This is a genomic window from Streptosporangium sp. NPDC001681 (genome assembly GCF_040298085.1).
Classification (GTDB): Bacteria; Actinomycetota; Actinomycetes; order Streptosporangiales; family Streptosporangiaceae; genus Streptosporangium.
In genome coordinates this window covers 30,970-52,896 of record NZ_JBEOZN010000049.1, presented here as the reverse complement: position 1 = coordinate 52,896, position 21,927 = coordinate 30,970, and the positions used below count along the sequence as shown (strand labels likewise).

16 protein-coding genes are annotated in these 21,927 nt (G+C 69.8%); 9 read left to right on the top strand and 7 right to left on the bottom strand.

What is annotated here, in order from left to right:
• Window positions 1-33: 33 nt before the first annotated feature.
• Entirely contained in the window at window positions 34-1,098 is a 1,065-nt protein-coding gene (locus tag ABT130_RS22715; RefSeq protein WP_350958161.1) for a glycoside hydrolase family 18 protein, read from the bottom strand.
• A 148-nt stretch (window positions 1,099-1,246) separates the two neighbouring features.
• Between ABT130_RS22715 and ABT130_RS22710 the strand changes: the two genes are divergently transcribed.
• Window positions 1,247-2,170 carry an LLM class F420-dependent oxidoreductase gene (locus ABT130_RS22710; RefSeq protein WP_350958158.1) on the top strand — a complete coding sequence of 308 codons (924 nt, stop codon included), beginning with the start codon at window positions 1,247-1,249 and terminating at the stop codon, window positions 2,168-2,170.
• Window positions 2,171-2,282: 112 nt separating this feature from the next.
• Here ABT130_RS22710 and ABT130_RS22705 read toward each other — a convergent pair whose 3' ends face one another.
• A complete protein-coding gene (locus ABT130_RS22705) occupies window positions 2,283-2,813 on the bottom strand; it encodes a DUF1707 SHOCT-like domain-containing protein (RefSeq protein WP_350958156.1) in 531 nt (176 codons plus the stop codon).
• A 7-nt stretch (window positions 2,814-2,820) separates the two neighbouring features.
• The gene (locus tag ABT130_RS22700; RefSeq protein WP_350958153.1) at window positions 2,821-3,606 is read right to left on the bottom strand and encodes a PadR family transcriptional regulator; all 786 of its coding nucleotides are present in this window, start codon (window positions 3,604-3,606) and stop codon (window positions 2,821-2,823) included.
• A gap of 699 nt (window positions 3,607-4,305) precedes the next feature.
• Between ABT130_RS22700 and ABT130_RS22695 the strand changes: the two genes are divergently transcribed.
• The 6 genes from ABT130_RS22695 to ABT130_RS22670 all read left to right on the top strand — a co-directional run bounded on the left by ABT130_RS22695 (window position 4,306) and on the right by ABT130_RS22670 (window position 12,943).
• A complete protein-coding gene (locus ABT130_RS22695; RefSeq protein ID WP_350958151.1) occupies window positions 4,306-5,034 on the top strand; it encodes a metal-dependent hydrolase in 729 nt (242 codons plus the stop codon).
• Window positions 5,035-5,224: 190 nt separating this feature from the next.
• Window positions 5,225-7,996: an aconitate hydratase AcnA gene (gene acnA, locus ABT130_RS22690; RefSeq protein ID WP_350958148.1), complete on the top strand. Its 2,772-nt coding sequence runs from the start codon at window positions 5,225-5,227 to the stop codon at window positions 7,994-7,996.
• Between the two features lie 382 nt (window positions 7,997-8,378).
• Complete coding sequence (locus ABT130_RS22685) at window positions 8,379-9,497, top strand: sugar ABC transporter substrate-binding protein (RefSeq protein WP_350958145.1); 1,119 nt, start codon at window positions 8,379-8,381, stop codon at window positions 9,495-9,497.
• A gap of 193 nt (window positions 9,498-9,690) precedes the next feature.
• Entirely contained in the window at window positions 9,691-10,455 is a 765-nt protein-coding gene (locus tag ABT130_RS22680; RefSeq protein ID WP_350917127.1) for an ATP-binding cassette domain-containing protein, read from the top strand.
• Window positions 10,452-11,699 carry a sugar ABC transporter permease gene (locus tag ABT130_RS22675; RefSeq protein ID WP_350958143.1) on the top strand — a complete coding sequence of 416 codons (1,248 nt, stop codon included), beginning with the start codon at window positions 10,452-10,454 and terminating at the stop codon, window positions 11,697-11,699. Before ABT130_RS22680 ends, ABT130_RS22675 begins: the two co-directional genes overlap by 4 nt.
• 35 nt (window positions 11,700-11,734) lie before the next feature.
• A complete protein-coding gene (locus ABT130_RS22670) occupies window positions 11,735-12,943 on the top strand; it encodes an ROK family transcriptional regulator (protein WP_350958140.1) in 1,209 nt (402 codons plus the stop codon).
• Window positions 12,944-13,021: 78 nt separating this feature from the next.
• On the opposite strand, the gene ABT130_RS22665 is transcribed toward ABT130_RS22670, so the two are convergent.
• Both ABT130_RS22665 and ABT130_RS22660 read right to left on the bottom strand, forming a co-directional pair.
• Entirely contained in the window at window positions 13,022-13,801 is a 780-nt protein-coding gene (locus ABT130_RS22665) for a neutral zinc metallopeptidase (RefSeq protein ID WP_350958138.1), read from the bottom strand.
• Between the two features lie 126 nt (window positions 13,802-13,927).
• Window positions 13,928-14,845: a neutral zinc metallopeptidase gene (locus ABT130_RS22660; RefSeq protein ID WP_350958136.1), complete on the bottom strand. Its 918-nt coding sequence runs from the start codon at window positions 14,843-14,845 to the stop codon at window positions 13,928-13,930.
• A gap of 119 nt (window positions 14,846-14,964) precedes the next feature.
• Between ABT130_RS22660 and dxs the strand changes: the two genes are divergently transcribed.
• Window positions 14,965-16,884, top strand: coding sequence for a 1-deoxy-D-xylulose-5-phosphate synthase (dxs, locus tag ABT130_RS22655; RefSeq protein WP_350917113.1), 1,920 nt, complete (start codon window positions 14,965-14,967; stop codon window positions 16,882-16,884).
• A 106-nt stretch (window positions 16,885-16,990) separates the two neighbouring features.
• Entirely contained in the window at window positions 16,991-18,463 is a 1,473-nt protein-coding gene (locus ABT130_RS22650; protein WP_350958133.1) for an amino acid permease, read from the top strand.
• Window positions 18,464-18,524: 61 nt separating this feature from the next.
• On the opposite strand, the gene ABT130_RS22645 is transcribed toward ABT130_RS22650, so the two are convergent.
• Together ABT130_RS22645 and ABT130_RS22640 are read right to left on the bottom strand one after the other, a co-directional pair.
• Entirely contained in the window at window positions 18,525-20,597 is a 2,073-nt protein-coding gene (locus ABT130_RS22645) for a 3-hydroxyacyl-CoA dehydrogenase NAD-binding domain-containing protein (protein ID WP_350958130.1), read from the bottom strand.
• Entirely contained in the window at window positions 20,594-21,793 is a 1,200-nt protein-coding gene (locus ABT130_RS22640) for a thiolase family protein (RefSeq protein ID WP_350917104.1), read from the bottom strand. Before ABT130_RS22640 ends, ABT130_RS22645 begins: the two co-directional genes overlap by 4 nt.
• Window positions 21,794-21,927: the final 134 nt, after the last annotated feature.

Below are 21,927 nucleotides of genomic sequence, written 5' to 3'. Positions count from 1 at the left end.
ACCCCATAGATAACCCCAAAGGGGAGTGATTGTCTAGCGTGCCGCGCCGGTGAGGAACCGGGTGATGCCGGGGGCGAGGGCCGCGCCCCTGGCGGAGAGCCATGCCAGGTTGTTGCGGCTGGTGAAGGCGGCGAGTCTGCGGGCGTCGAGCCGGGTGAGATCGCCGGACCTGGCCAGCACGGGTGTCAGGGCGATCCGGTTCCAGGCGGCGCTCTCCCCCAGGGAGCGGGCTATCTGCGGATGCGCGGCGCGGACGGCGGAGGCGATCGGGTGCAGGCGGCCTCCGGAACCGGGGGAGGTGCCAACGGGGGCGAGCAGGTTGACGGTGGCGATCTCGACGCCTTCCGCCCGGGTGACCCGGAGCAACTCCTGGTCGCCGAGGGCCAGGCCGGTCCCGGTGACCGGGAGGGTGAAGCTGACCGTGAGGGGGCGGCCCTCGCGGGCGGCCTGCCGCTGCAGGGCCGCGATCGCCCTGGCGCGCCGCCGCACGGCGGCGTCACCGGCCGGGGCGTGGACCTCGAAGTCGATGTACCTGGCGTCGAAGGCGCCGATCGCCCGGCGGTAGGCGGCGGTGAGCCGGCCGAGGTCCGCGCAGGCGGTGGCGAGTTCGCGTCCGGTGGGGCCGCCGAAGGCGAGGCCCGCGTCCCCGCCGGCGGCGCGCAGGGGGCCGAGCCGGTTGGCGACCGGATTGCGTCCCTGTCCCTGGAGCCCGCCCCAGCGGGGGACGCAGCCGCTGCGCCCGGCGGTGAGGTGGCCGAGCGTGAACCAGCGCACGCGGCTCTTCCTGACCGCCTTGGAGAGGTTGAAGCGCGGGTCGTGGACCGCGTCCACGAACGCCACGAAGCCCGACGGGCGGACGACGGCCGGTGTGGACGCCTGCTCGGGCGCGGGCCGGGTGGCGGTCCCCGAGGGGGACGCGCCAGCCCCGGCACGCCTGCCGACGGCGGCCCATTCGCCCTGCGCCCTGGGGGGCAGCAGCCAGATCGCGCCACCGGTTCCCGCGGCGAGCGCGATGGAGGCGAGCACCACGAGGGGCCGGGGCGGGGTGCCGGGCTCGCGGGCCCGGCGAGTGTCGGGACGGTCGGTCGCCACGGGCATGTGATCCCCCTTCCTCAACGACAGGGGTGATCGCCGTGAGTGTCGGATCCGCTACCCGTTGCGTCGAAGGGCAGAACGTTAGCAAGCGTTCCGGCCGCGGCGTGGGCTTTCTGCGGATGCCGTCCGGAGTGCCCGGATAATGGTCGTCATGAAGTTGAGGATCTTCACGGAACCGCAGCAGGGTGCCACCTACGATGAGTTGCTGACGGTCGCGCTGGCCGCGGAGCGGCTGGGGTTCGACGCCTTCTTCCGTTCCGACCACTACATGCGGATCGGAGCGGGCGACCCCGGTGCCGGCTCCACCGATGCCTGGACGACCCTGGCGGGCCTGGCCAGGGACACCTCCACGATTCGTCTGGGCACTCTGGTCACCCCGGCCACCTTCCGGCTGCCAGGGCCGCTGGCGATCAGTGTGGCCCAGGTCGACCAGATGAGCGGCGGCCGGGTCGAGCTGGGCCTGGGCACCGGCTGGTTCGACGCCGAGCATGTCGCGTACGGCATCCCGTTCCCGCCGGTCGGCGAACGGTTCGGCCGGTTCGAGGAGCAGTTGGAGATCCTGATCGGGCTCTGGACCACACCGGCGGGCGAGGCGTTCTCCTTCGAAGGCGCCCACTACCGGCTGGCGGACTCGCCCGCGCTGCCCAAGCCCGCGCAGAGCCCCAGGCCGCCGATCATCATCGGCGGCGTCGGCGCCACGCGCACCCCGCGCCTGGTCGCCAGGTTCGCCGACGAGTACAACGTGCCGTTTCGCACCCTGGACGACACCGCGAAGGCCTTTGACCGGGTCGGCAGGGCATGTGAGGCGGAGGGCAGGGAGCCGGTCGTGCTCTCGGTCGCGCAGACCGTCTGTGTCGGCTCCGGCGACGCGGAGATCGCGCGGCGGGCCGGGGGCATCGAGCAGGACCTCGGCGTGCTGCGCGCGACGGGCCTGGCGGGTACCCCCGCCGAGGTGACCGAGAAGATCGGCCGCTTCGCCGAACTGGGCGTCGAGCGGATCTACCTGCAGGTGCTTGACCTGGCCGACCTCGACCACCTGAACCTCATCGCCGAGGAGATCCTGCCGCACGTGTAGGCCGGGCACCGCGCCCCTCCTCGGGGCGCGGGCGCCGGCGCGCCGCTTCGAGGCGGACGCGGCCGAGGCGGAGGCGAGCATCGCTCCGTCTACCTGCCCGGTCTCCAGGGGCTCAGAAAGCGCCTGGAGGGCTGAACCGGCGGGCCCGTGCCCGGGAGTGCCACCGCCTGTGGCGGAGCAGGCCCAGCACGGCCATCGCCAGCCAGGCGAGGAGGAGGAACTTCAGCACCCCGACCCCGGCCATCGCCACTCCCGCCACCAGCAGCAGGATCACCACGGGAGCGAACGGGGGCCCGCCCCGGTGTCCCGCGTGGTGGTGACGCCAGGCCGCGCGGTGACGGAATCGGGACCCGGGCCGGAACCCGGGATGATGGACGCCCCAGGCGTGCGCGTGCCACCCGCGGTCCCACGGGCTCCCGGTGTCCTCGAACCCCTCCGGCCCGGGGTCGCGCGGACCGGGCAGGCCGGGCAGGTCCGCGCACACCACGGCGAGGTCGCCGCCCGTCCGCGCGGACAGGGCCGACTCGAGGCGCTCGTCGAGTTCCTCGCGGGTCAGGCGGCCCTGGGCGTAGTGCTCGCGCAGGGCCGCCATCGCCACGTCACGTTCGGCGTCTCCGATGCGGAGGCCGTCTCGGGGCGTCATGTTCGGGTCACTCCTCGCCGGTGTCGCCGTCGGCCAGAATCTGGTAGAGCTTGCGGCGCGTCTCGGCCAGCGTCTGCTTCGCCTGCCGGATCTGCGACTCGCTGCCGGTCTGCAGGATCTGGAGCATGGCGAACCCCGACTGGCGGGCGGTGTCCATCAACTCCCAGGTGCTGTCGTCGATGTCGGGCGTCATCTCCTCCCACGGCGCGCGCACCTCGTCGGAGTGCTCGGTCACGTAGGCGCGGCCGGCCTCGGTGAGGCTGAAGGTCTTGCGCCCCTCGTTCTCCTCGGCCAGGACCAGGCCCTCATCGGTAAGCTGCTGCAACGCCGGGTAGACCGCTCCCGGGCTGGGCTTCCAGCCACCCTCGCTGCGCCGCTCGATCTCCTGGATGATCTGGTAGCCGTTCCGCGGGGACTCGGTGAGCAGGGCGAGGATCGCCGCGCGGACATCGCCGCGCTTGGCCTTGCGCCCGCGCCCGAACGGCGGCCCCCCGCCGAAGGGGCCCCCGCCGAACGGGCCTCTGCCCCCCCGGCCGCCTCGACCGCCCCTGCCGAAGTCCCAGGGGAACCCGCCGCCGGGGAAGGGGCCGCGGTGCCCGCGGTGCCGGTGCTCGTGCGGTCCGCCCTCGTGGTGCCGGTGCGGCCCGTGGTGCGGCCCGTGCTGCGGCCCGCTCTCGTGCCATCCGGCGGCCATCTGCCGCCACGCCTCCTTGGCCGCGCGCTTCATCTCGCGCCTGACCTCCTGGGAGCCGAACCCGGCCCAGGGGCCACTCATCGCGTTCGCTGCCGTCATGTCGTACCTCCATATCGCGATCGTCTTTTGATCGCTCTCGATGCCTCAAAGATATATCGAGAACATTCTGACAGCAACCCTTGTCCTGAAATATGGTTCTTCCCTTGAGGGGGAGCCGACGGTAACCGTGCGGGTGCTCAGCGTGTAAGTGAGGCAGATCACGTAATTCTTGCCGGATTCTGGAACAAGTACTGAGACCTGCACGTTACAAAGGACGTAGACGGGATTCGTTCCGCGCCGGAAGGGCTGGGGGGTGCTTTCGGTGCGGAACGGTCCCGTCTGTCGTTTCCGCAGGCCGCCGCCTGCTCGCCGATCTTTCCCCACCCGTCTCCGGCCTCCCGCGGAGGCGATCCGGAGGGTGCTCGGCGAAGACTCCGAGGTGAGGCCCCAGGGTGAAGGCGATCTTCCCGGGTGGGCGCTCTCGTACGGCCGTCCCCGGCACCGATCGGCGGTTCCATCCGTTCCTCATTCGTAGGAAGATGCCGATGGCAGGCACTTCTCGTGAAGGGACGGGGAGATCGAAGCGGACGAGCGTCGCCCTCGAGTGATCCTGGAAGCGGGTGAAGGCGACCGGTGCTCACGCGCCGGGATCGCCTCGCCCACGCGACACGCCGATGGTGCAAAATGGCACGGTCCTCCACCTGGAGGGGTCTTTGCCGTACAGTCTCCCGGCGTGATCTTGATGGTGGTGTCTGAGCGATGATGGGGCATACGCATGCGCTGACGGGCGCGATCGCCTGGCTGGGGGTGGCGCCCGGGCTGGCCGCGCTGCCCCTGCTGACCGAGACGTCGAAGTTCATAGAGACCGGCGTCATGGTCAACGCGCTCAACCCGGCCGAGTTCGTCGCCGGGGCCATCATCTGCGCCGGTGCCGCGATGCTGCCCGACCTCGACCATCCGAGCGCGACGATCGCGCAGACGTTCGGGCCGGTCACCTGGGGTCTGAGCAAGGCGGTGTCTTGGCTCGCCGGCGGACACCGCAACGCCACCCACTCGCTGGTGTTCGCGGCCGCCGCGGGCTTCGGCGCGCACTACCTGGCCGGTACCTATCCGATCGGCCGCGACATCCTGGTGGTCCTGCTCATCGGCCTGGCGCTGCGGGCGATCGGGATCGGCATCCCGGGCAAGAAGTTCGCCTCGGCGATACTCAACGTCGGTATGACGGCCGGGCTGTTCGTGGTGTTCCGCAGCGACGGTGTGGGCTACGCCTGGCTGGGACTGGCGGTCGCGATCGGATGCCTGACCCACGTCGTGGGTGACTGCTGCACCGAGAAGGGCTGTCCCGTGCTCTGGCCGCTGCGGCAGAAATGGCTGCTGCCGTGGAAGATCGGCATCAAGACGGGCCGTGCTTTCGAGCAGAAGTTTCTCGCCCCGGTACTTTCCGTCGTCGTTCTCGGGCTGCTGTACCTCCGCCTCGCCCCGCAGTGATCATACTGAGGGGTAATTTGATGTCGAGATACCCGGAGGGATATCTTGATATCGAGACATCCGCTGCAACCTGCGGGCGGCTCGGAGGTTAGGCGTACCTAACAGTCCGGGGTGCTCCGGCGGTGCGGCAGGATTCAATCGCGCCTATGTACCGGCGCGACAGACATCAGGGTGATGAGGGAGGCGAACCGTGTCCTCGAACAGCTTCGGCAGCCGTGACACGCTCCGCGTCGGTGACGCGGGATATGAGATCTACCGGCTGGACGCCGTGGAAGGGTCGGGGCGTCTCCCGTACAGCCTGAAGATCCTTCTTGAGAACCTGCTCCGCACGGAGGACGGCGCGAACATCACCGCCGACCACATCCGCGCGGTCGGCCAGTGGGACCCGTCCGCCACGCCGAACGTGGAGATCCAGTTCACGCCGGCTCGCGTGATCATGCAGGACTTCACCGGCGTCCCGTGCGTCGTCGACCTGGCGACCATGCGCGAGGCCGTCCGCGACCTCGGCGGCGACCCCGCCAGGATCAACCCGCTCGCCCCGGCCGAGATGGTCATCGACCACTCGGTCATCGTCGACTTCTTCGGCGGGCCCGAATCCTTCCAGCGCAACGTCGAGCGGGAGTACGAGCGCAACCGCGAGCGCTACCAGTTCCTGCGCTGGGGACAGACCGCCTTCGACGAGTTCAAGGTCGTCCCGCCGGGCACCGGCATCGTGCACCAGGTCAACATCGAGCACCTGGCCCGCGTGGTGATGACGCGTGACGGGAAGGCCTACCCGGACACCTGCGTCGGCACCGACTCCCACACCACGATGGAGAACGGCATCGGCGTCCTGGGCTGGGGCGTCGGCGGCATCGAGGCCGAGGCCGCGATGCTCGGCCAGCCGATCTCGATGCTGATCCCGCGGGTGGTCGGTTTCAAACTGACCGGCAAGCTCCCGGCCGGGGCCACCGCCACCGACCTGGTGCTCACGATCACCGAGATGCTCCGCGAGCACGGCGTCGTCGGCAAGTTCGTGGAGTTCTACGGCGAGGGCGTCTCCAGCGTGCCGCTGGCCAACCGGGCCACGATCGGCAACATGAGCCCCGAGTTCGGCTCGACCTGCGCGATCTTCCCGATCGACGGCCAGACGATCGACTACCTCACGCTGACCGGCCGCCCCGCCGAGCAGGTCGCCCTGGTCGAGGCCTACGCCAAGGCCCAGGGGCTGTGGCTCGACCCGGAGGCCGAGGAGCCGGTCTTCTCCGAGTACATCGAGCTGGACCTGGCCACGGTCGTCCCGTCGATCGCGGGCCCCAAGCGCCCCCAGGACCGCATCGCGCTGTCCGAGGCCAAGAGCGCCTGGCGCGCGGCCGTCAAGGACTACGTGCCGAGCATCCAGGGCCCGCTCGACGAGGCGTCCGACGAGTCCTTCCCCGCCTCGGACTCCCCGGCGATCTCCCACGCCGGCAACGGTGACAGGCCGCACGCCGCCGGTCACAACGGCAAGCGCCCGCACAGGGTCGTTCCGGTCACCCTGGCGGACGGCACCACCTTCGAGATCGACCACGGCGTGGTGACCATCGCCGCGATCACCAGCTGCACCAACACCTCCAACCCGTACGTCATGATGGGCGCCGCGCTGCTCGCCAGGAACGCGGTCGAGAAGGGCCTGACCCGCAAGCCGTGGGTCAAGACCTCCCTGGCCCCCGGCTCGCAGGTCGTCACCGGCTACTTCGAGCGCTCGGGCCTGCAGCCCTACCTCGACAAGATCGGCTTCAACCTGGTCGGCTACGGCTGCACCACCTGCATCGGCAACTCGGGCCCGCTGCAGGAGGAGATCTCCGCCGCCATCCAGGAGAACGACCTCGCGGTCACCGCGGTGCTGTCCGGCAACCGCAACTTCGAGGGCCGGATCAACCCCGACGTCAAGATGAACTACCTGGCCTCGCCGCCGCTGGTGGTCGCCTACGCCCTCGCGGGCACCATGGACATCGACCTGAACACCGAGCCGCTGGGCACCGGCTCGGACGGTGAGCCGGTCTTCCTCGCCGACATCTGGCCGGCGCCCGAGGAGATCGCGGCGGTCGTCGCCTCCTCGATCGACCAGGAGATGTTCCTGCACGACTACGCCGACGTGTTCAAGGGCGACGAGACCTGGCGCTCGCTGCCGATCCCGACCGGTAACACCTTCGAGTGGGACCCGGACTCGACCTACGTCCGCAAGGCCCCCTACTTCGAGGGCATGCCGTCCGAGCCGGAGCCGGTGACCGACATCTCCGGGGCCAGGGTGCTGGCGAAGCTGGGCGACTCGGTCACCACCGACCACATCTCCCCGGCCGGCGCGATCAAGGTCGGCACCCCCGCGGCCGACTACCTCAAGGAGAACGGTGTCGCGGCCAAGGACTTCAACTCCTACGGCTCGCGCCGGGGCAACCACGAGGTCATGATCCGCGGCACCTTCGCCAACATCCGGCTGAAGAACCTGCTGCTCGACGGCGTGGAGGGCGGTTACACCCGCGACTTCACCGCCCCGGGCGGGCCGCAGGCCTTCATCTACGACGCCTCCGCGAACTACCAGGCCGCGGGTATCCCGCTCGTCGTCCTGGCCGGCAAGGAGTACGGCTCGGGCTCCTCGCGTGACTGGGCGGCCAAGGGCACCGCGCTGCTCGGCGTCCGCGTCGTCATCGCCGAGTCCTACGAGCGCATCCACCGCTCCAACCTGATCGGCATGGGCGTGCTGCCGCTGCAGTTCCCCGAGGGGGAGACGGCGCAGTCACTGGGCCTGACCGGTGAGGAGACCTTCGACGTCGTCGGCGTCGAGGTCCTCAACGGAGGCGGCATCCCGCAGACCGTGACGGTCAGGGCCGACGACAAGGAATTCCAGGCCGTCGTACGCATCGACACCCCCGGAGAGGCCGACTACTACCGGCACGGGGGCATCATGCAGTACGTCCTGCGCTCCCTGCTCGCCAAGAGCTGAGCAGGAGGGGGCGGGGCCGCACGCAGGCTCCGCTCACATCGGGGGACACCCCAGACAGGAACCGCCCGGTGGGACATCATCCCGCCGGGCGGTTTTTTTTATGTTCTCCCGGTCATCGCCCGGAAGCGGCAGGTGGGGGCCGTGATCCCAGGCGAGATGGCCGTGCGGGGCCATGGGGGTTAATGACGCGTTTCTGGATTGTTACCGGCCACAACAAACTTTACCCATGGAAGGTCTGGCGCTCCTGGCCGGTGGCGGAATACGTTGCCGCAAACAACATTCAACGGAACGGTGAGCCGAGATCCGGTGGAGCCGTACCCGCGAATTCGGCATGCCGCACCTCCGTCGTACCCCCCACTTTCGAAGAAAGGACCCGTGCACCATGCGCAAGGGGATCCTCAGCCTTACCGCCGCCGCCGCGGCGATGACCCTTGGCCTCGCCGCTTGCGGGAGCGACGATGCCGACACCAGCGCGTCGAGCGGCGCGTCCCCCGCGGAGAGTTCGGCTGCCGTGGCGGGCAAGGTCGGCGTCATCCTCCCCGACAGCAAGTCCTCCGCCCGCTGGGAGACCGCGGACCGCAAGTACCTGGAAGAGGCGTTCAAGGCCGCGGGCGTCGCCTACGACATCCAGAACGCCCAGGGTGACAAGACCCAGTTCCAGACCATCGCCGACCAGATGATCACCAACGGTGCCACGGTTCTGATGATCGTCAACCTTGACAGCGGCACCGGCAAGGCCGTGCTCGACAAGGCCAAGGCGCAGGGCGTGGCCACCATCGACTACGACCGCCTCACTCTCAACGGCGGCGCGTCCTACTACGTCAGCTTCGACAACACCAAGGTCGGCACCCTGCAGGGCGAGGGCCTGGTGAAGTGCCTGTCAGATAAGCAGGCCAAGAAGCCCATCATCGCCGAGCTCAACGGCTCGCCGACCGACAACAACGCCACGCTGTTCAAGAACGGCTACGACGGCGTGCTCAAGGCCAAGTACGACTCGGGGGACTACGTCAAGGGCCCCGACCAGTCGGTTCCCGACTGGGACAACGCCCAGGCGGGCACGATCTTCGAGCAGATGCTCACCGAGCAGCCGAAGATCGCCGGTGTCCTGGCCGCCAACGACGGTCTCGGCAACGCGGCCATCTCGGTCCTGAAGAAGAACAGCCTGAACGGCAAGGTCCCGGTCACCGGTCAGGACGCCACGGTGCAGGGCCTGCAGAACATTCTCGCCGGTGACCAGTGCATGACGGTCTACAAGGCGATCAAGAAGGAGGCCGACGCGGCGTCCGCGCTGGCCATCGGCCTGGCCAAGGGCGAGAAGCCCGCGGCGACCGGTACGGTCAAGGACACCGAGAGCGGCGCCGACGTGCCCGCCGTTCTCCTCGACCCGCAGCCGATCTTCTTCGACAGCGTCAAGGACGTCGTCGCCGACGGCTTCGTCACCAAGGACGAGCTGTGCACCGGCGAGTTCGCCGACAAGTGCACCGAGGCCGGAATCCAGTAGGGCGTGCGGGGGACGGACGGCCGCCCCGGAGGCCGTCCGTCCCCCTGCGCTCCATCGCGGCGTATTCGCACTGTGACGCCGGAGGGACGCGGCAGGTGAGTCGTCCATTCCGGCTACGGGGCAGGACACCGCCCGCAGGCGCCCGAGCCGCGCGAGCTTCGCCGCGCGAAATGAACACAGGGAGCACAACCCCATGACCCCCGCACTGGAACTCCGCGGGATCGACAAGAGCTTCGGTCCCGTACAGGTCCTGCACGACGTCGCCTTCTCCGCCTACGCCGGAGAGGTGACCGCGCTGGTCGGCGACAACGGCGCAGGCAAGTCCACACTCGTCAAGTGCGTCGGCGGCATCCACCCGATCGACTCCGGCGAGTACTTCTTCGACGGCAAGCCCGTCCGGATCGGCAGCCCGCGCGACGCGGCCGAGCTGGGCATCGAGATCGTCTACCAGGACCTCGCGCTCTGCGACAACCTCGACATCGTCCAGAACATGTTCCTGGGGCGTGAGCACCGGCGCGGCATCGTCCTCGACGAGGACACGATGGAGGCGATGGCGGCCAAGACCCTGGAGAGCCTGTCGGTCAGGACCGTCAAGTCCATCCGCCAGCTCGTCGCCAGTCTCTCCGGCGGCCAGCGCCAGACGGTGGCCATCGCCAAGGCCGTGCTGTGGAACAGCAAGGTGGTCATCCTCGACGAGCCGACGGCGGCGCTCGGCGTCGCCCAGACCGCGCAGGTGCTCGAACTGGTCCGGCGCCTGGCCGACCAGGGCCTGGCCGTCGTGCTGATCTCGCACAACATGAACGACGTGTTCGCCGTGTCGGACCGGATCGCCACCCTCTACCTGGGCCGGATGGCGGCCCAGGTCAAGACCTCGGACGTGACCCACGCGCAGGTCGTCGAACTGATCACCTCCGGCCGCAGCGGGGACCTCGGCCTCACCAACGGAGCCACCGTATGACCGCCACGATTTCCCCGAAGCGCGTACCCGAGGCCCCCTCGATCAGGAGCAACGTTCGCGGCTACGCCGAGCGGGTACGCGGCGGTGACATGGGCGCGCTGCCGGCGGTGTTCGGTCTCGTGGTGCTCTGCACGATCTTCGCCATCCTCCGGCCGTCCTTCCTGACCGCCGGAAACTTCGCCAACCTGTTCACCCAGGGCGCCGCGGTCACGGTGATCGCCATGGGCCTGGTCTTCGTGCTGCTCCTCGGCGAGATCGACCTGTCGGCGGGCTTCGCCAGCGGTGTCTGCGCCGCGGTGCTCGCGATCCTGCTCAGCAGCCAGGGACTGCCCTGGTACGTGGCGGTGGGCGCGGCCATCCTCACCGGTGTGGTGATCGGCACCGGGATCGGCTCCATCGTCGCGAAACTCGGCATCCCGTCGTTCGTGGTGACGCTCGCCGCCTTCCTGGCCTTCCAGGGGCTCGTGCTGCTGCTGGTCAAGGGCGGCACCATCATCGCCATCCGGGACGAGACCATCCTGGCGATCGCCAACAAGAACCTCCCGCCCACGCTGGGCTGGATCCTGCTGGCCGTGGGAGTCGCCGGATACGCCGGTCTCCAGCTGCTGCGCGCCCGCAAGCGCGCCGCCCGGGAGCTGACCGCCGATCCGGTCTCGCTGATCGCGGTCCGGGTGGGCACCCTCGCGCTGCTCGGCGGGCTCGCCGTCTACTTCCTCAACATCGAGCGGAGCCGCAACGCCGCGGTCGTCTCGCTGGCGGGCGTGCCGCTCGTGGTGCCCATCATCGTGGTGCTGCTGCTGGTCCTGACGTTCGTGCTGCGCCGCACGGCGTACGGACGTCACCTGTACGCGGTCGGCGGCAACGTCGAGGCCGCGCGCCGGGCGGGCATCAACGTCGACCGGATGAAGATCAGTGCTTTCGTGATCTGTTCCTCCATGGCCGCGATCGGCGGCGTCATCGCCGCCTCCCGGGCCAGTTCCGTCGACCCGAACACCGGCGGCAGCAACGTGCTGCTGTACGCGGTCGGCGCCGCGGTCATCGGCGGCACCAGCCTGTTCGGTGGCAAGGGCCGGGTGCTCGACGCCATCCTCGGCGGTGCGGTGGTCGCGGTCATCGAGAACGGCATGGGCCTGATGGGCTACAGCTCCGGCGTCAAGTTCATGGTCACCGGATCGGTGCTGCTGCTGGCCGCCATGGTGGACGCGCTCTCCCGCAAGCGGGCGGCCGCCACTGGTCTAAGGTGATCAGCGACTCCGATCCACCGAAGGAACCCCTCGTCATGCGGGCAGGCCCCTCCCAAGAGGAGATCAGGCGCCACAATCTTGGCGCCCTGCTCCGCCACGTCCATCTGAGCGGCCCCACCTCGCGCGCGGAGCTCACCAACCGGATGGGCCTCAACCGCAGCACCATCATGGCCCTCACCGCCGACCTGACCGCCGCAGGCCTGGTCAGGGAGGAACTTCCCAGGGAGACCGGCCGGGCCGGGCGCCCCTCCCTGGTGGTCCGCCCCGAGTCGGCGCGGGTCTACGTGTTCGCCTTCGACGTGGGCGTCGACCGGATGGTCGCCGCCCGCGTCGGCCTGGGCGGCACGATCCTCGACCGTCGCGAGACGGTACGGAGGCGCGGTGCCTTCTCCCTGGAGGAGATCGTCGGCCCGCTCTCCGCCTTCGCCCGGCAGATGCACCGCAGGACCCGGCCCGACACGGTGTGCGTGGGGGTGGCGGCGGCCTTCTCCGGTGGCGTGGGCCGCGATGACGGAGGCATCAGGTTCGGGCCCAACATGGCCACCGTGGAGGACGTGCCGTTCGCCGAGGAGATGACCCGCCGGCTGGCCTTCGGCCTGCCGGTCACGGTCGGCAACGATGCCAACCTCGCCGCCCTCGCCGAGCAGACCCGGGGTGTCGGCGTCGGCTGCCGGGACCTCGTCTACCTGCACGGCGACGTCGGCATCGGCGGCGGCGTGATCGCCAACGGCCAGTTGCTCGGCGGTCACCTTGGTTTCGGCGGCGAGGTCGGGCACATGATCGTCAACCCTGACAAGGGCCGCGTCTGCGGGTGCGGCTCGCTCGGCTGCCTGGAGGCGGAGGTCGGCGAGCGTGCCCTTCTTGAGGCCGCGGGTCGTTTCGGCCCCCAGGTCGGCAGGGACGCCGTCCGCGCCGTGGTCGACGCCGCCGATCGGGGTGACGTCGTCGCGCAGGCCGCGCTGAGCCGCGTCGGTGACTGGCTCGGCCTGGGCGTCGCCAACCTCGTCAACATCTTCAACCCCGAGATGGTGGTGTTCGGCGGCATGCTCAGGGAGATCTACCTCGGCTCCGCCGCCCAGGTCCGCAGCCGTCTCGCCCTCGACGCCCTGCCTCCGTCCCGTGAGCACCTGCGCCTGCGCACCTCGGCCCTCGGTGATGACGCCACCCTGGTCGGCGCCGCCGAGCTGGCCTTCTCCCAGGTCCTCGCCGACCCTCTGGAAGTCCTCGCCCGCGCCGGCTCCTGACCCGCGCCGGTGGCTGGAACAGGAACAGCCACCCGCCGTGCTGCTGGAAGCGGGTGGCCGTCGCGGTCGGTTGGGCGATCAGGAGACCTTGGACTTGGGGGCGATGAAGGTGTTGCAGGCGCCAGGGTCCTCCTGGCGGAAGCCTCGGGTCAGCCAGTAGGCGATGTTGGCGGCCTTGCCGTGGCTGGCCGTGCTGTAGGCGGCGCTCAGGATGTACCTGAAGTCCGACTCACGGCGGCCGAGGGAGCGCCAGACGCTGCCGATGAAGACCCCGCTCAGGCACTCGGCCTGGAGTTCGACCTTGCGGATCGCGGCCAGGAGCTCCTTGTCGTTCCTGTACTTTCCGGAGTGCGCGGTGGGCAGGATCCCGGAGAGCTGCTGGACGTGGTGACCGTACTCGTGGGACAGCGTCTGGAACAGGAACAGTTCGGTCGCCTCGGAGAGGATGCCCTTGCTCAGGTAGAAGGTGATCTTCTTGTTCCTGGAGCAGTAGAGCGCCTGGGCGCCGTCGGGGAACTTGCCGCAGCCGGTCGGGACGCCGATGCGCGGGGTGACCGCGAACCTGGGCTTGGAGAAGGGCAGTTTCGCCTTGGAGAACTGGTACTCCCAGCTCTTGTTGAGGCAGTCGAGGACGAAGTCGAGATAGACCTCGGCTGATTCGAGGTCGTCGTTGTAGACCGGCTGCTCCTGGCAGGCCTCCTCGTCGAGCTTGCCCGACTTGTAGATCGGGTTGGCGACGAGGGCGGTCTTGCCCTTGGGGACCGGCCTGACCTGCTCGGTGGGGACCGCATTCGCCGTGCCGGCGAACAGCAGGCTCGCCAGGGCGCCGGAGAGCAGCACGATAAGGGGGGTACGCATGATCCTGAACCCTATGGGAGGTAAAACACCGGGTAAAGCTGTTATGCGGCCAAGCTCTGAGGGTACGGCCGCGGGCGGCGGGACCGAGTGGGGTTTGCGCCGGTTCCCTTCGGGGCCGACGGGCGATCAGGCGACCCGGCCCGTGGCGGCGGACCAGGTGTTGCAGCCGGAGGGGGAGCCGGAGTCGAAGCCGCGCTCCATCCAGTAGGCCTGGCTGCGGCCCTTGCCGTGGTCGTTCTTGGGCCAGTTCTTGTGACCGTTGGCGTTGACCCAGCCGACCATCGCCTTCCACTGCGCCTGCTCGACCGGCAGGTCGTCGGCGATCTGGCGCAGGAAGACGGAGGCCAGGCAGTCGGCCTGCAGTTCGAGGCGGCGGGAGTAGGAGAGCTTGGTGGCCGCCTTCGCGTACCAGACGCTCCTGGCGTAGTAGTCCATGATGCCCGCGAGGTGCTGCACGTGGTGGGCGTACTCGTGGGCCATGAACTGGGCGTGGTTGGCCGCGTAGGGGTTCCGCAGGACCTGGCGGGTGATCCCTATGTAGATGGTCTTGTTGGTCGAGCAGTACAACCCGCCCGCGCTGCTGGGCCACCGGCCGCAGGGTGTGGTCACCTTCGAGGTGGAGAAGCGCAGCCTGGGCCTGGAGAAGGACAGGCCCGCCTTGGAGAACTGGGTCTTCCAGGAGCGGTTCAGGCACTGGGTGATCCGAGTCATGAAGGTCCGGTAGGAGGCCGCGCTCCCCGCGCGGATCGTCCCCGCCGAACATCTGGTGACCGGCATCGAGCCGGTGCGGTAGAGGCGGTTTGATGTCGCGGCGGCGCGGCCCTGCGGTGCGGCCCGCTCCTTGACGGCCGAGCCCCTTGCGGGGGCCTTGCCGGGGGCCGGGGTGGAGGTAAGGGCGGGGGAGGGAACGGGCGCAGGGGTGACCGCCGGAAGGATCGCCGGGGTGATGTAGGGGACGGCGATGACGACTCCCGTGGCCACCGCCGCGAATACCAGGAAGGCCACGATCAGTGACAGTTGTCGCCTGGAGGGGAGGGGGTTCATGTTGAGGGAAAGGTTAGGGCAACTGTATATAAACCGTGCAGTTTTTTCACCCGGGAGGGCAGCGCCTGCCATCCGAACTAGACTCGTCGTGATGGTCACTGGACAGAGGGGATGATTCCGTGAGCGAGCGGACCGGGCGGCCTGGAAGTCTTCTGGAGTCGGTCAAGGGGCCAGGGGACCTCAAGCTGCTGGCGGTGGACGAGTTGCCACTGCTCGCCACCGAGATCAGGGACCTTCTGATCGCCTCCACGGCCCGCAGCGGCGGCCACCTCGGCCCCAACCTGGGTGTCGTCGAGCTGACGATCGCGATGCACCGGGTCTTCGACTCGCCGCGTGACCGGATCCTGTGGGACACCGGTCACCAGGCCTATGTCCACAAGATGCTCACCGGCAGGGCCGGGCAGTTCGACACGCTCCGCCAGGAGGGCGGCCTGTCGGGCTACCCCAGCCAGGCCGAGTCCGAGCACGACATCATCGAGAACTCGCACGCCTCGACCGCGCTGTCGTACGCCGACGGCCTGGCCAAGGCGTACCGGCTGCGGGGCGAGGCGGAGCGCACGGTCGTCGCGGTGATCGGAGACGGGGCGCTCACCGGCGGCATGGCCTGGGAGGCGCTCAACAACATCGCGGCGCGCAAGGACCTGCCGTTGATCATCGTGGTCAACGACAACGGCCGCTCCTACTCACCGACCATCGGCGGGCTCGCCTCCCACCTGGCCTCGCTGCGCACCACCCAGCGCTACGAGGACATGCTCGACTTCGTCAAGGGCAGCCTGAACAGGGTCCCGGTGGTCGGCGCTCCCGTCTACGACGCCCTGCACGGCGTCAAGAAGGGCATCAAGGACGTCCTGGCCCCGCAGGTCATGTTCGAGGACCTCGGCCTGAAGTACATCGGGCTGGTCGACGGCCACGACGAGCAGGCGGTGGAGTCCGCGCTGCGCAGGGCCAGGGACTTCCGCCGCCCGGTCATCGTGCACGTGCTCACCAAGAAGGGCTTCGGCTACTCCCCGGCGGAGAATCACGACGAGGACTGCTTCCACTCGCCGGGCGTCTTCGACCCGCTGACCGGCGAGGAGAAGCCGAAACCGCACGGCTGGACCAACGTCTTCGGCCAGGAGATGGTGCGCCTGGGCGCCGAGCGTCAGGACATCGTGGCGATCACCGCCGCGATGCTCGGCCCGACCGGCCTGATCCCGTTCTCCGAGGCCTATCCCGACCGCCTCTACGACGTCGGCATCGCCGAGCAGCACGCCCTGACCAGCGCCGCGGGCCTGGCGCTCGGCGGTCTGCACCCGGTGGTGGCCGTCTATGCCACCTTCCTGAACCGGGCCTTCGACCAGCTCCTGATGGACGTCGCCCTGCACCGCCTCCCCGTCACGGTCGTGCTCGACCGGGCGGGCGTCACCGGCGACGACGGCGCCAGCCACAACGGCATGTGGGACCTGTCGATCCTGCAGGTCGTCCCCGGCCTGTCGATCGCGGTTCCCCGCGACGAGCCCCGGCTGCGCGAGCTGCTGGCCGAGGCCGTGAAGGTCGACGACGGCCCGACGGTGCTGCGCTACCCCAAGGGCCCGGTGGCCGTCGAGATCGAGGCGGTCGGCCGCCTCGGCGAGATGGACGTGCTGCGCGGGGGCGACGCCGACGTGCTGTTCGTCTCCGTGGGGCCGATGGCCGAGCTGTGTCTGGAGGCCGCCGACCTGCTCGACGCCCAGGGGATCTCCGCCACGGTGGTCGACCCGCGCTGGGTCAATCCGCTGGACGAGGCCCTGGTGGCGGCCGCCCGCGACCACAAGCTGGTCGTGGTCGTCGAGGACAGCGGCAGGGTGGGCGGTGTGGGTGACGCGGTCGCCCGCCTGCTGCGCGACGCCGACGTCGACGTCCCGGTCCGCACCTACGGCATCCCGCGGCGCTTTCTCGACCACGCCAAGCGTGCGAAGATCCTCAGCGAGATCGGCCTGACCTCGCAGGACATCGCCCGGCAGGTCACCGAGGCGATCGCGAAGCGCTCTCCGGCCCTGGAGAACGAGCCGGCCGGCTGACCACACCTCCCTGCCAAACATCCTCGGCTCCGCCGTTCAGGCGGTGATCCGCTGGGCATGACCTGATGCGTCGGCAAGGGTGACCACCGGCGCATCAGGGGGGATCGTGGGTGTTCTTCGCGTCAAGTCGGTGGAGCAGTCGATCTCGGACACCGAGGCACCGGAACACCGGTTGCGCAAGGATCTCACCGCGCTGGACCTCACGGTCTTCGGTATCGGCGTCATCGTGGGCACCGGCATCTTCGTGCTGACCGGCCGGGTCGCCAAGGAGACGGCGGGGCCCGCGGTGGCGCTGTCCTTCGTGGCCGCCGGGATCGTCTGCGCGCTGGCGGCGCTCTGCTACGCCGAGTTCGCCTCCACCGTCCCGGTGGCCGGGTCCGCCTACACCTTCGCCTTCGCCACCCTGGGCGAGCTGCCCGCCTGGATCATCGGCTGGGACCTGACGCTGGAGATGATGCTCGGCGCCGCGGTCGTCGCGGTCGGCTGGTCGGGGTACCTGACCTCGCTGCTGGCGTCCCTGGGGGCCCCGCTGCCCGGCGTGATCGCGGGGGAGGGGGCGGTGTTCAACCTGCCCGCCGCGCTGGTCGTGCTGCTGCTCACCGGGGTCCTGGTCCTCGGGATCAAACTGTCCTCCCGGTTCAACCTGATCATCGTCACGATCAAGCTCGCGGTGATCCTGCTGGTCGTGGTGGCGGGGCTGTTCTTCGTCAGGGGCGCCAACTACTCGCCGTTCATCCCGCCGTCCAAGGCGACCCCCGCGGTGGAGGGACTGGCCGCGCCGCTGATCCAGGTACTGTTCGGCATCACCCCGGTCGCGTACGGGGTGCTGGGCATCTTCAGCGCCGCGGCGGTCGTGTTCTTCGCCTACATCGGCTTCGACGTGGTCGCCACCGCCGCCGAGGAGACCCGCAACCCGCAGCGGGACCTGCCCGTCGGCATCCTGTCCTCACTCGGTGTCTGCACCGTGCTCTACGTCGCGGTCTCGCTGGTCGTGGTCGGCATGCAGCCCTACCGTCAACTCAGTGAGGCGGCGCCACTGGCCGACGCGTTCAAGGCCGTCGGACAGACCTGGGCCGCGTCGCTGATCAGCGTCGGCGCGCTGGTCGGCCTGACGGCGGTCGTGATGATCCTCATGCTGGGCATGTCACGGGTGATGTTCGCCATGTGCCGCGACGAACTGCTGCCAAGCGGGCTGGCCAAGGTCCATCCGAAGTACCGCACGCCGTACGTCATCACCATCGTCATGGGTGTCGTCGTCGCGGCCCTGGCCGGGCTGGTGCCGCTGTCCACGATCGCCGAACTGGTCAACATCGGCACGCTCTTCGCGTTCGCGGTGGTCTCGATCGCGGTGGTCATCCTCCGCCGCACCCGTCCCGACCTGCCCCGTTCCTTCCGCACCCCGCTAGTGCCGCTGGTGCCCGTCCTGTCGGTGCTCGCCTGCCTCTACCTGATGCTCAACCTGCCGGTGGAGACCTGGATCAGGTTCGGGGCGTGGATGCTCCTCGGATTCCTGATCTACACCGGCTACGGCTACCGGCACAGCAGGCTGTCGGAGCAGCGACGGGCAGACACGCGGTGACGCGCTCCCCCGTCCCGCGACGGCCGCGAGGCAGGGGAGCCACACCGGGAAAGGGGTGCCGTCAGGCGGGCACCGAGGCCACGCCAGGCGGCAGGAAGCGTACCTCGGAGATCCCCTCGCGGTCGAGGTAGGGGGTGATGCCGCCCAGGTGGAACGGCCACCCCGCGCCGAGGACCATGCACAGGTCGATGTCCTGGGGAGCGGAGACCACACCCTCGTCGAGCATGAGACGGATCTCCTCGGCCAGGGCCCGCAGCGCCCGCAGCCGGACCTGTTCGGCCGTGGACGGTGAGGTGCCCCCGGCGAAGAGGGCCACCGCCTCGGGGTCCAGGGAGAAGTCCGGCGCGTAGACACCCGGCTTACCCGCCGCGACCAGCCGGGCGAGGTTCTCCGACACCCCGTAGCGGGACGGAAACGCCTCATGCATCGTCTCGGCGACGTGCAGTGCCACGGCCGGGCCGACGAGCTGCAGCAGCGCGAACGGGGTCATCGGCAGGCCGAGCCCGTCCAGCGCGTGGTCGGCGAGCTCCAGCGGGGTGCCCTCGTCGACGGCACCGATGACCTCGCCCATGAAGCGGGTCAGCAGGCGGTTGACCACGAACGCGGGCGCGTCCTTGACCAGCACCGACGACTTCTTCAGCGACCGGCCGACGGCGAAGGCCGTGGCGAGCGTCGCGTCGTCCGTCCGCTCCCCTCGGACGATCTCCAGCAGCGGCATCACCGCGACCGGGTTGAAGAAGTGGAAGCCCACGACGCGCTCGGGGTGCCGGAGCCCCGAGGCCATCTCGGTCAGCGAGAGCGAGGAGGTGTTCGTGGCCAGCACGCACTCGGCGGAGACGACCGCCTCCACCTCGGCGAACACCTTCTGCTTGACCTTCATGTCCTCGAACACGGCCTCGATGACGAAGTCGGCGTCGGCGAACGCGTCCTTGGTCAGCGAGCCGGTCACCAGGGCCTTGAGCCGGTTGGCCTGGTCGCCGGAGACGCGGCCCTTGGCGAGCAGCTTGTCGATCTCGGTGTGCACGTAGCCCACGCCCTTGTCCAGCCGGGCCTGGTCCAGGTCGGTCAGCACGACCGGGACCTCCAGGCGGCGGGCGAACAGCAGTGCCATCTGCGAGGCCATCAGGCCCGCGCCGACGACGCCGACCTTGGTGACCTTGCGGGCCAGGGCCGCCTCCGGGGCTCCGGCGGGCTTCTTGGCCCGGCGCTGCACCAGGTCGAAGGCGTACAGGCCGGCGCGGAGCTCGTCGCCCATCAGGAGGTCGGCCAGCGCCCGGTCCTCGGCGGCGAAGCCCTCGTCGCGGGTGGCGGTGCGGGCCAGCTCGAGGAGCTCCAGCGCCCGGTACGGGGCGGGGGAGGCGCCGTGCAGCTTCATGTCGAGCAGGAAACGGGTGTCGGAGACGGTCTTGGACCAGTCCTCGGCGGTGTGGTCGGCGCGGGAGACGGTGACGTCGCCGCGCAGCACCGCCGAGGCCCAGCGCAGCGACTCCTCAAGGAAGTCGGCGGGCTCGAACATCGCGTCGGCGACACCCAGCCCGAACGCCTCCCTGCCCTTGATCATGCGGTTCTGCGAGAGCGGGTTCTCGATGATGAGCTTGACGGCCGCGGCCGGCCCGATCAGGCGGGGCAGCAACTGGGTGCCGCCCCAGCCGGGGACCAGGCCGAGGAAGCACTCCGGCAGTGCCACGGCGGGCACACCGGAGGAGATGGTCCGGTACGTGCAGTGCAGCGCGATCTCCAGACCGCCGCCCATGGCCGCGCCGTTGACGAACGCGAACGACGGCACGTCCAGCTCGCCGAGGCGGCGGAACACCTCGTGGCCCAGCCGGCCGATCTGTAGCGCCTGGTCCCGTTCCGAGACCAGCGCGGCGCCCTTGAGGTCGGCGCCGACGGCGAAGACGAACGGCTTGCCGACGACGCCCACGGCCGCCAGGTCGCCGCGCCCGGCGATCGCGTCGAGGGCCTCGCCCAGCGAGGTCAGCCCCCCGGGGCCGAACGTCGACGGTTTGGTGTGGTCGAAGCCGTTGTCCAGCGTGATCAGGGCCATGGTGCCCGCACCCTGGGGCAGCTCCACGTCGTGGACCGTCGCCCGGGTGACGATCTCGTCGGCGAAGAGTTCCTTGATGTCCGTCACTTGTTACCTTCCCAGCTGAGGTTCTCCCAGATGACCGTTCCACCCATGCCCAGGCCGACGCACATCGTGGTCATGCCGTAGCGGACGTCGGGGCGCTCACCGAACTCGCGGGCGAGCTGCGTCATCAGGCGCACCCCGGAGGAGGCCAGCGGGTGGCCGAAGGCGATGGCGCCGCCGTAGGGGTTCACCCGGGCGTCGTCGTCGGCGATGCCGAAGTGCTCGAGGAACGCCAGCACCTGCACGGCGAAGGCCTCGTTGATCTCGAACAGTCCCATGTCGGAGATGGAGAGCCCGGCCAGGCGCAGCGCCTTTTCCGTGGACGGGATCGGCCCGACCCCCATGACCTCGGGGTCCACGCCGGCGAAGGCGTAGGAGACCAGGCGCATCTTCGGGGCGAGGCCGAGCTCCTCGGCGACGTCGGCGGCGGCCACGACGCAGCCGGTGGCACCGTCGTTGATACCGGAGGCGTTGCCCGCGGTGACCCGGCCGTGCGGGCGGAACGGGGTCTTCAGCGCGGCCAGACCCTCCAGCGTGGTGCCGGGGCGGGGGGCCTCGTCGGCGGTGGCCAGCCCCCAGCCCTTCTCGACGGACCTGGTCGCCATCGGGACCAGGTCAGGCTGGATCCGGCCGTCGGCGTAGGCCTTGGCGACCTTCTCCTGGGAGGCGAGGGCGAAGGCGTCCGCGCGCTCCTTGGTGATGGAGGGGTAGCGGTCGTGCAGGTTCTCGGCGGTCATGCCCATGACGAGGGCGGAGCCGTCCACGAGTTGCTCGGCCAGGAAGCGGGGGTTGGGATCGACGCCCTCGCCCATGGGGTGGCGGCCCATGTGCTCGACGCCGCCGGCGATGGCGACGTCGTAGGCGCCGAAGGCGATGCCTCCGGCGACCGAGGTCACCGCGGTCATCGCGCCGGCGCACATGCGGTCGATCGAGTAGCCGGGCACGCTCTTGGGCAGCCCGGCCAGTATCGCGGCGGAGCGGCCGAGGGTCAGGCCCTGGTCGCCGATCTGCGTGGTGGCCGCGATGGCCACCTCGTCGACGCGCTCGGGAGGCAGATTCGGGTTACGCCGGATCAGCTCGCGGATGACGCGGATCACCAGGTCGTCGGCGCGTGTCTCGGCGTACAGGCCCTTGGGGCCCGACCTGCCGAAGGGTGTGCGCACACCGTCGACGAATACGACGTCACGAGACGAAGGCACGGGGTTCGCTCCTCGTTGCTGGATGGCTTCCCCCCTATGCTACTCGTGGGTAACAACGTTTGGCGCGGCCGGTCCCGCGCGAGGTGGGTAAGTTGTTCCCCAAGGTGCGCGGTCCGGTGCGGCATGTCCCGGAT

Coding starts and splice junctions, on each gene's coding strand:
- ABT130_RS22715 (WP_350958161.1), bottom strand. CDS start 1,098: ATGCCCGTGGCGACCGACCGTCCCGACACTCGCCGGGCCCGCGAGCCC.
- ABT130_RS22710 (WP_350958158.1), top strand. CDS start 1,247: ATGAAGTTGAGGATCTTCACGGAACCGCAGCAGGGTGCCACCTACGAT.
- ABT130_RS22705 (WP_350958156.1), bottom strand. CDS start 2,813: ATGACGCCCCGAGACGGCCTCCGCATCGGAGACGCCGAACGTGACGTG.
- ABT130_RS22700 (WP_350958153.1), bottom strand. CDS start 3,606: ATGACGGCAGCGAACGCGATGAGTGGCCCCTGGGCCGGGTTCGGCTCC.
- ABT130_RS22695 (WP_350958151.1), top strand. CDS start 4,306: ATGATGGGGCATACGCATGCGCTGACGGGCGCGATCGCCTGGCTGGGG.
- ABT130_RS22685 (WP_350958145.1), top strand. CDS start 8,379: ATGCGCAAGGGGATCCTCAGCCTTACCGCCGCCGCCGCGGCGATGACC.
- ABT130_RS22680 (WP_350917127.1), top strand. CDS start 9,691: ATGACCCCCGCACTGGAACTCCGCGGGATCGACAAGAGCTTCGGTCCC.
- ABT130_RS22675 (WP_350958143.1), top strand. CDS start 10,452: ATGACCGCCACGATTTCCCCGAAGCGCGTACCCGAGGCCCCCTCGATC.
- ABT130_RS22670 (WP_350958140.1), top strand. CDS start 11,735: ATGCGGGCAGGCCCCTCCCAAGAGGAGATCAGGCGCCACAATCTTGGC.
- ABT130_RS22665 (WP_350958138.1), bottom strand. CDS start 13,801: ATGCGTACCCCCCTTATCGTGCTGCTCTCCGGCGCCCTGGCGAGCCTG.
- ABT130_RS22660 (WP_350958136.1), bottom strand. CDS start 14,845: ATGAACCCCCTCCCCTCCAGGCGACAACTGTCACTGATCGTGGCCTTC.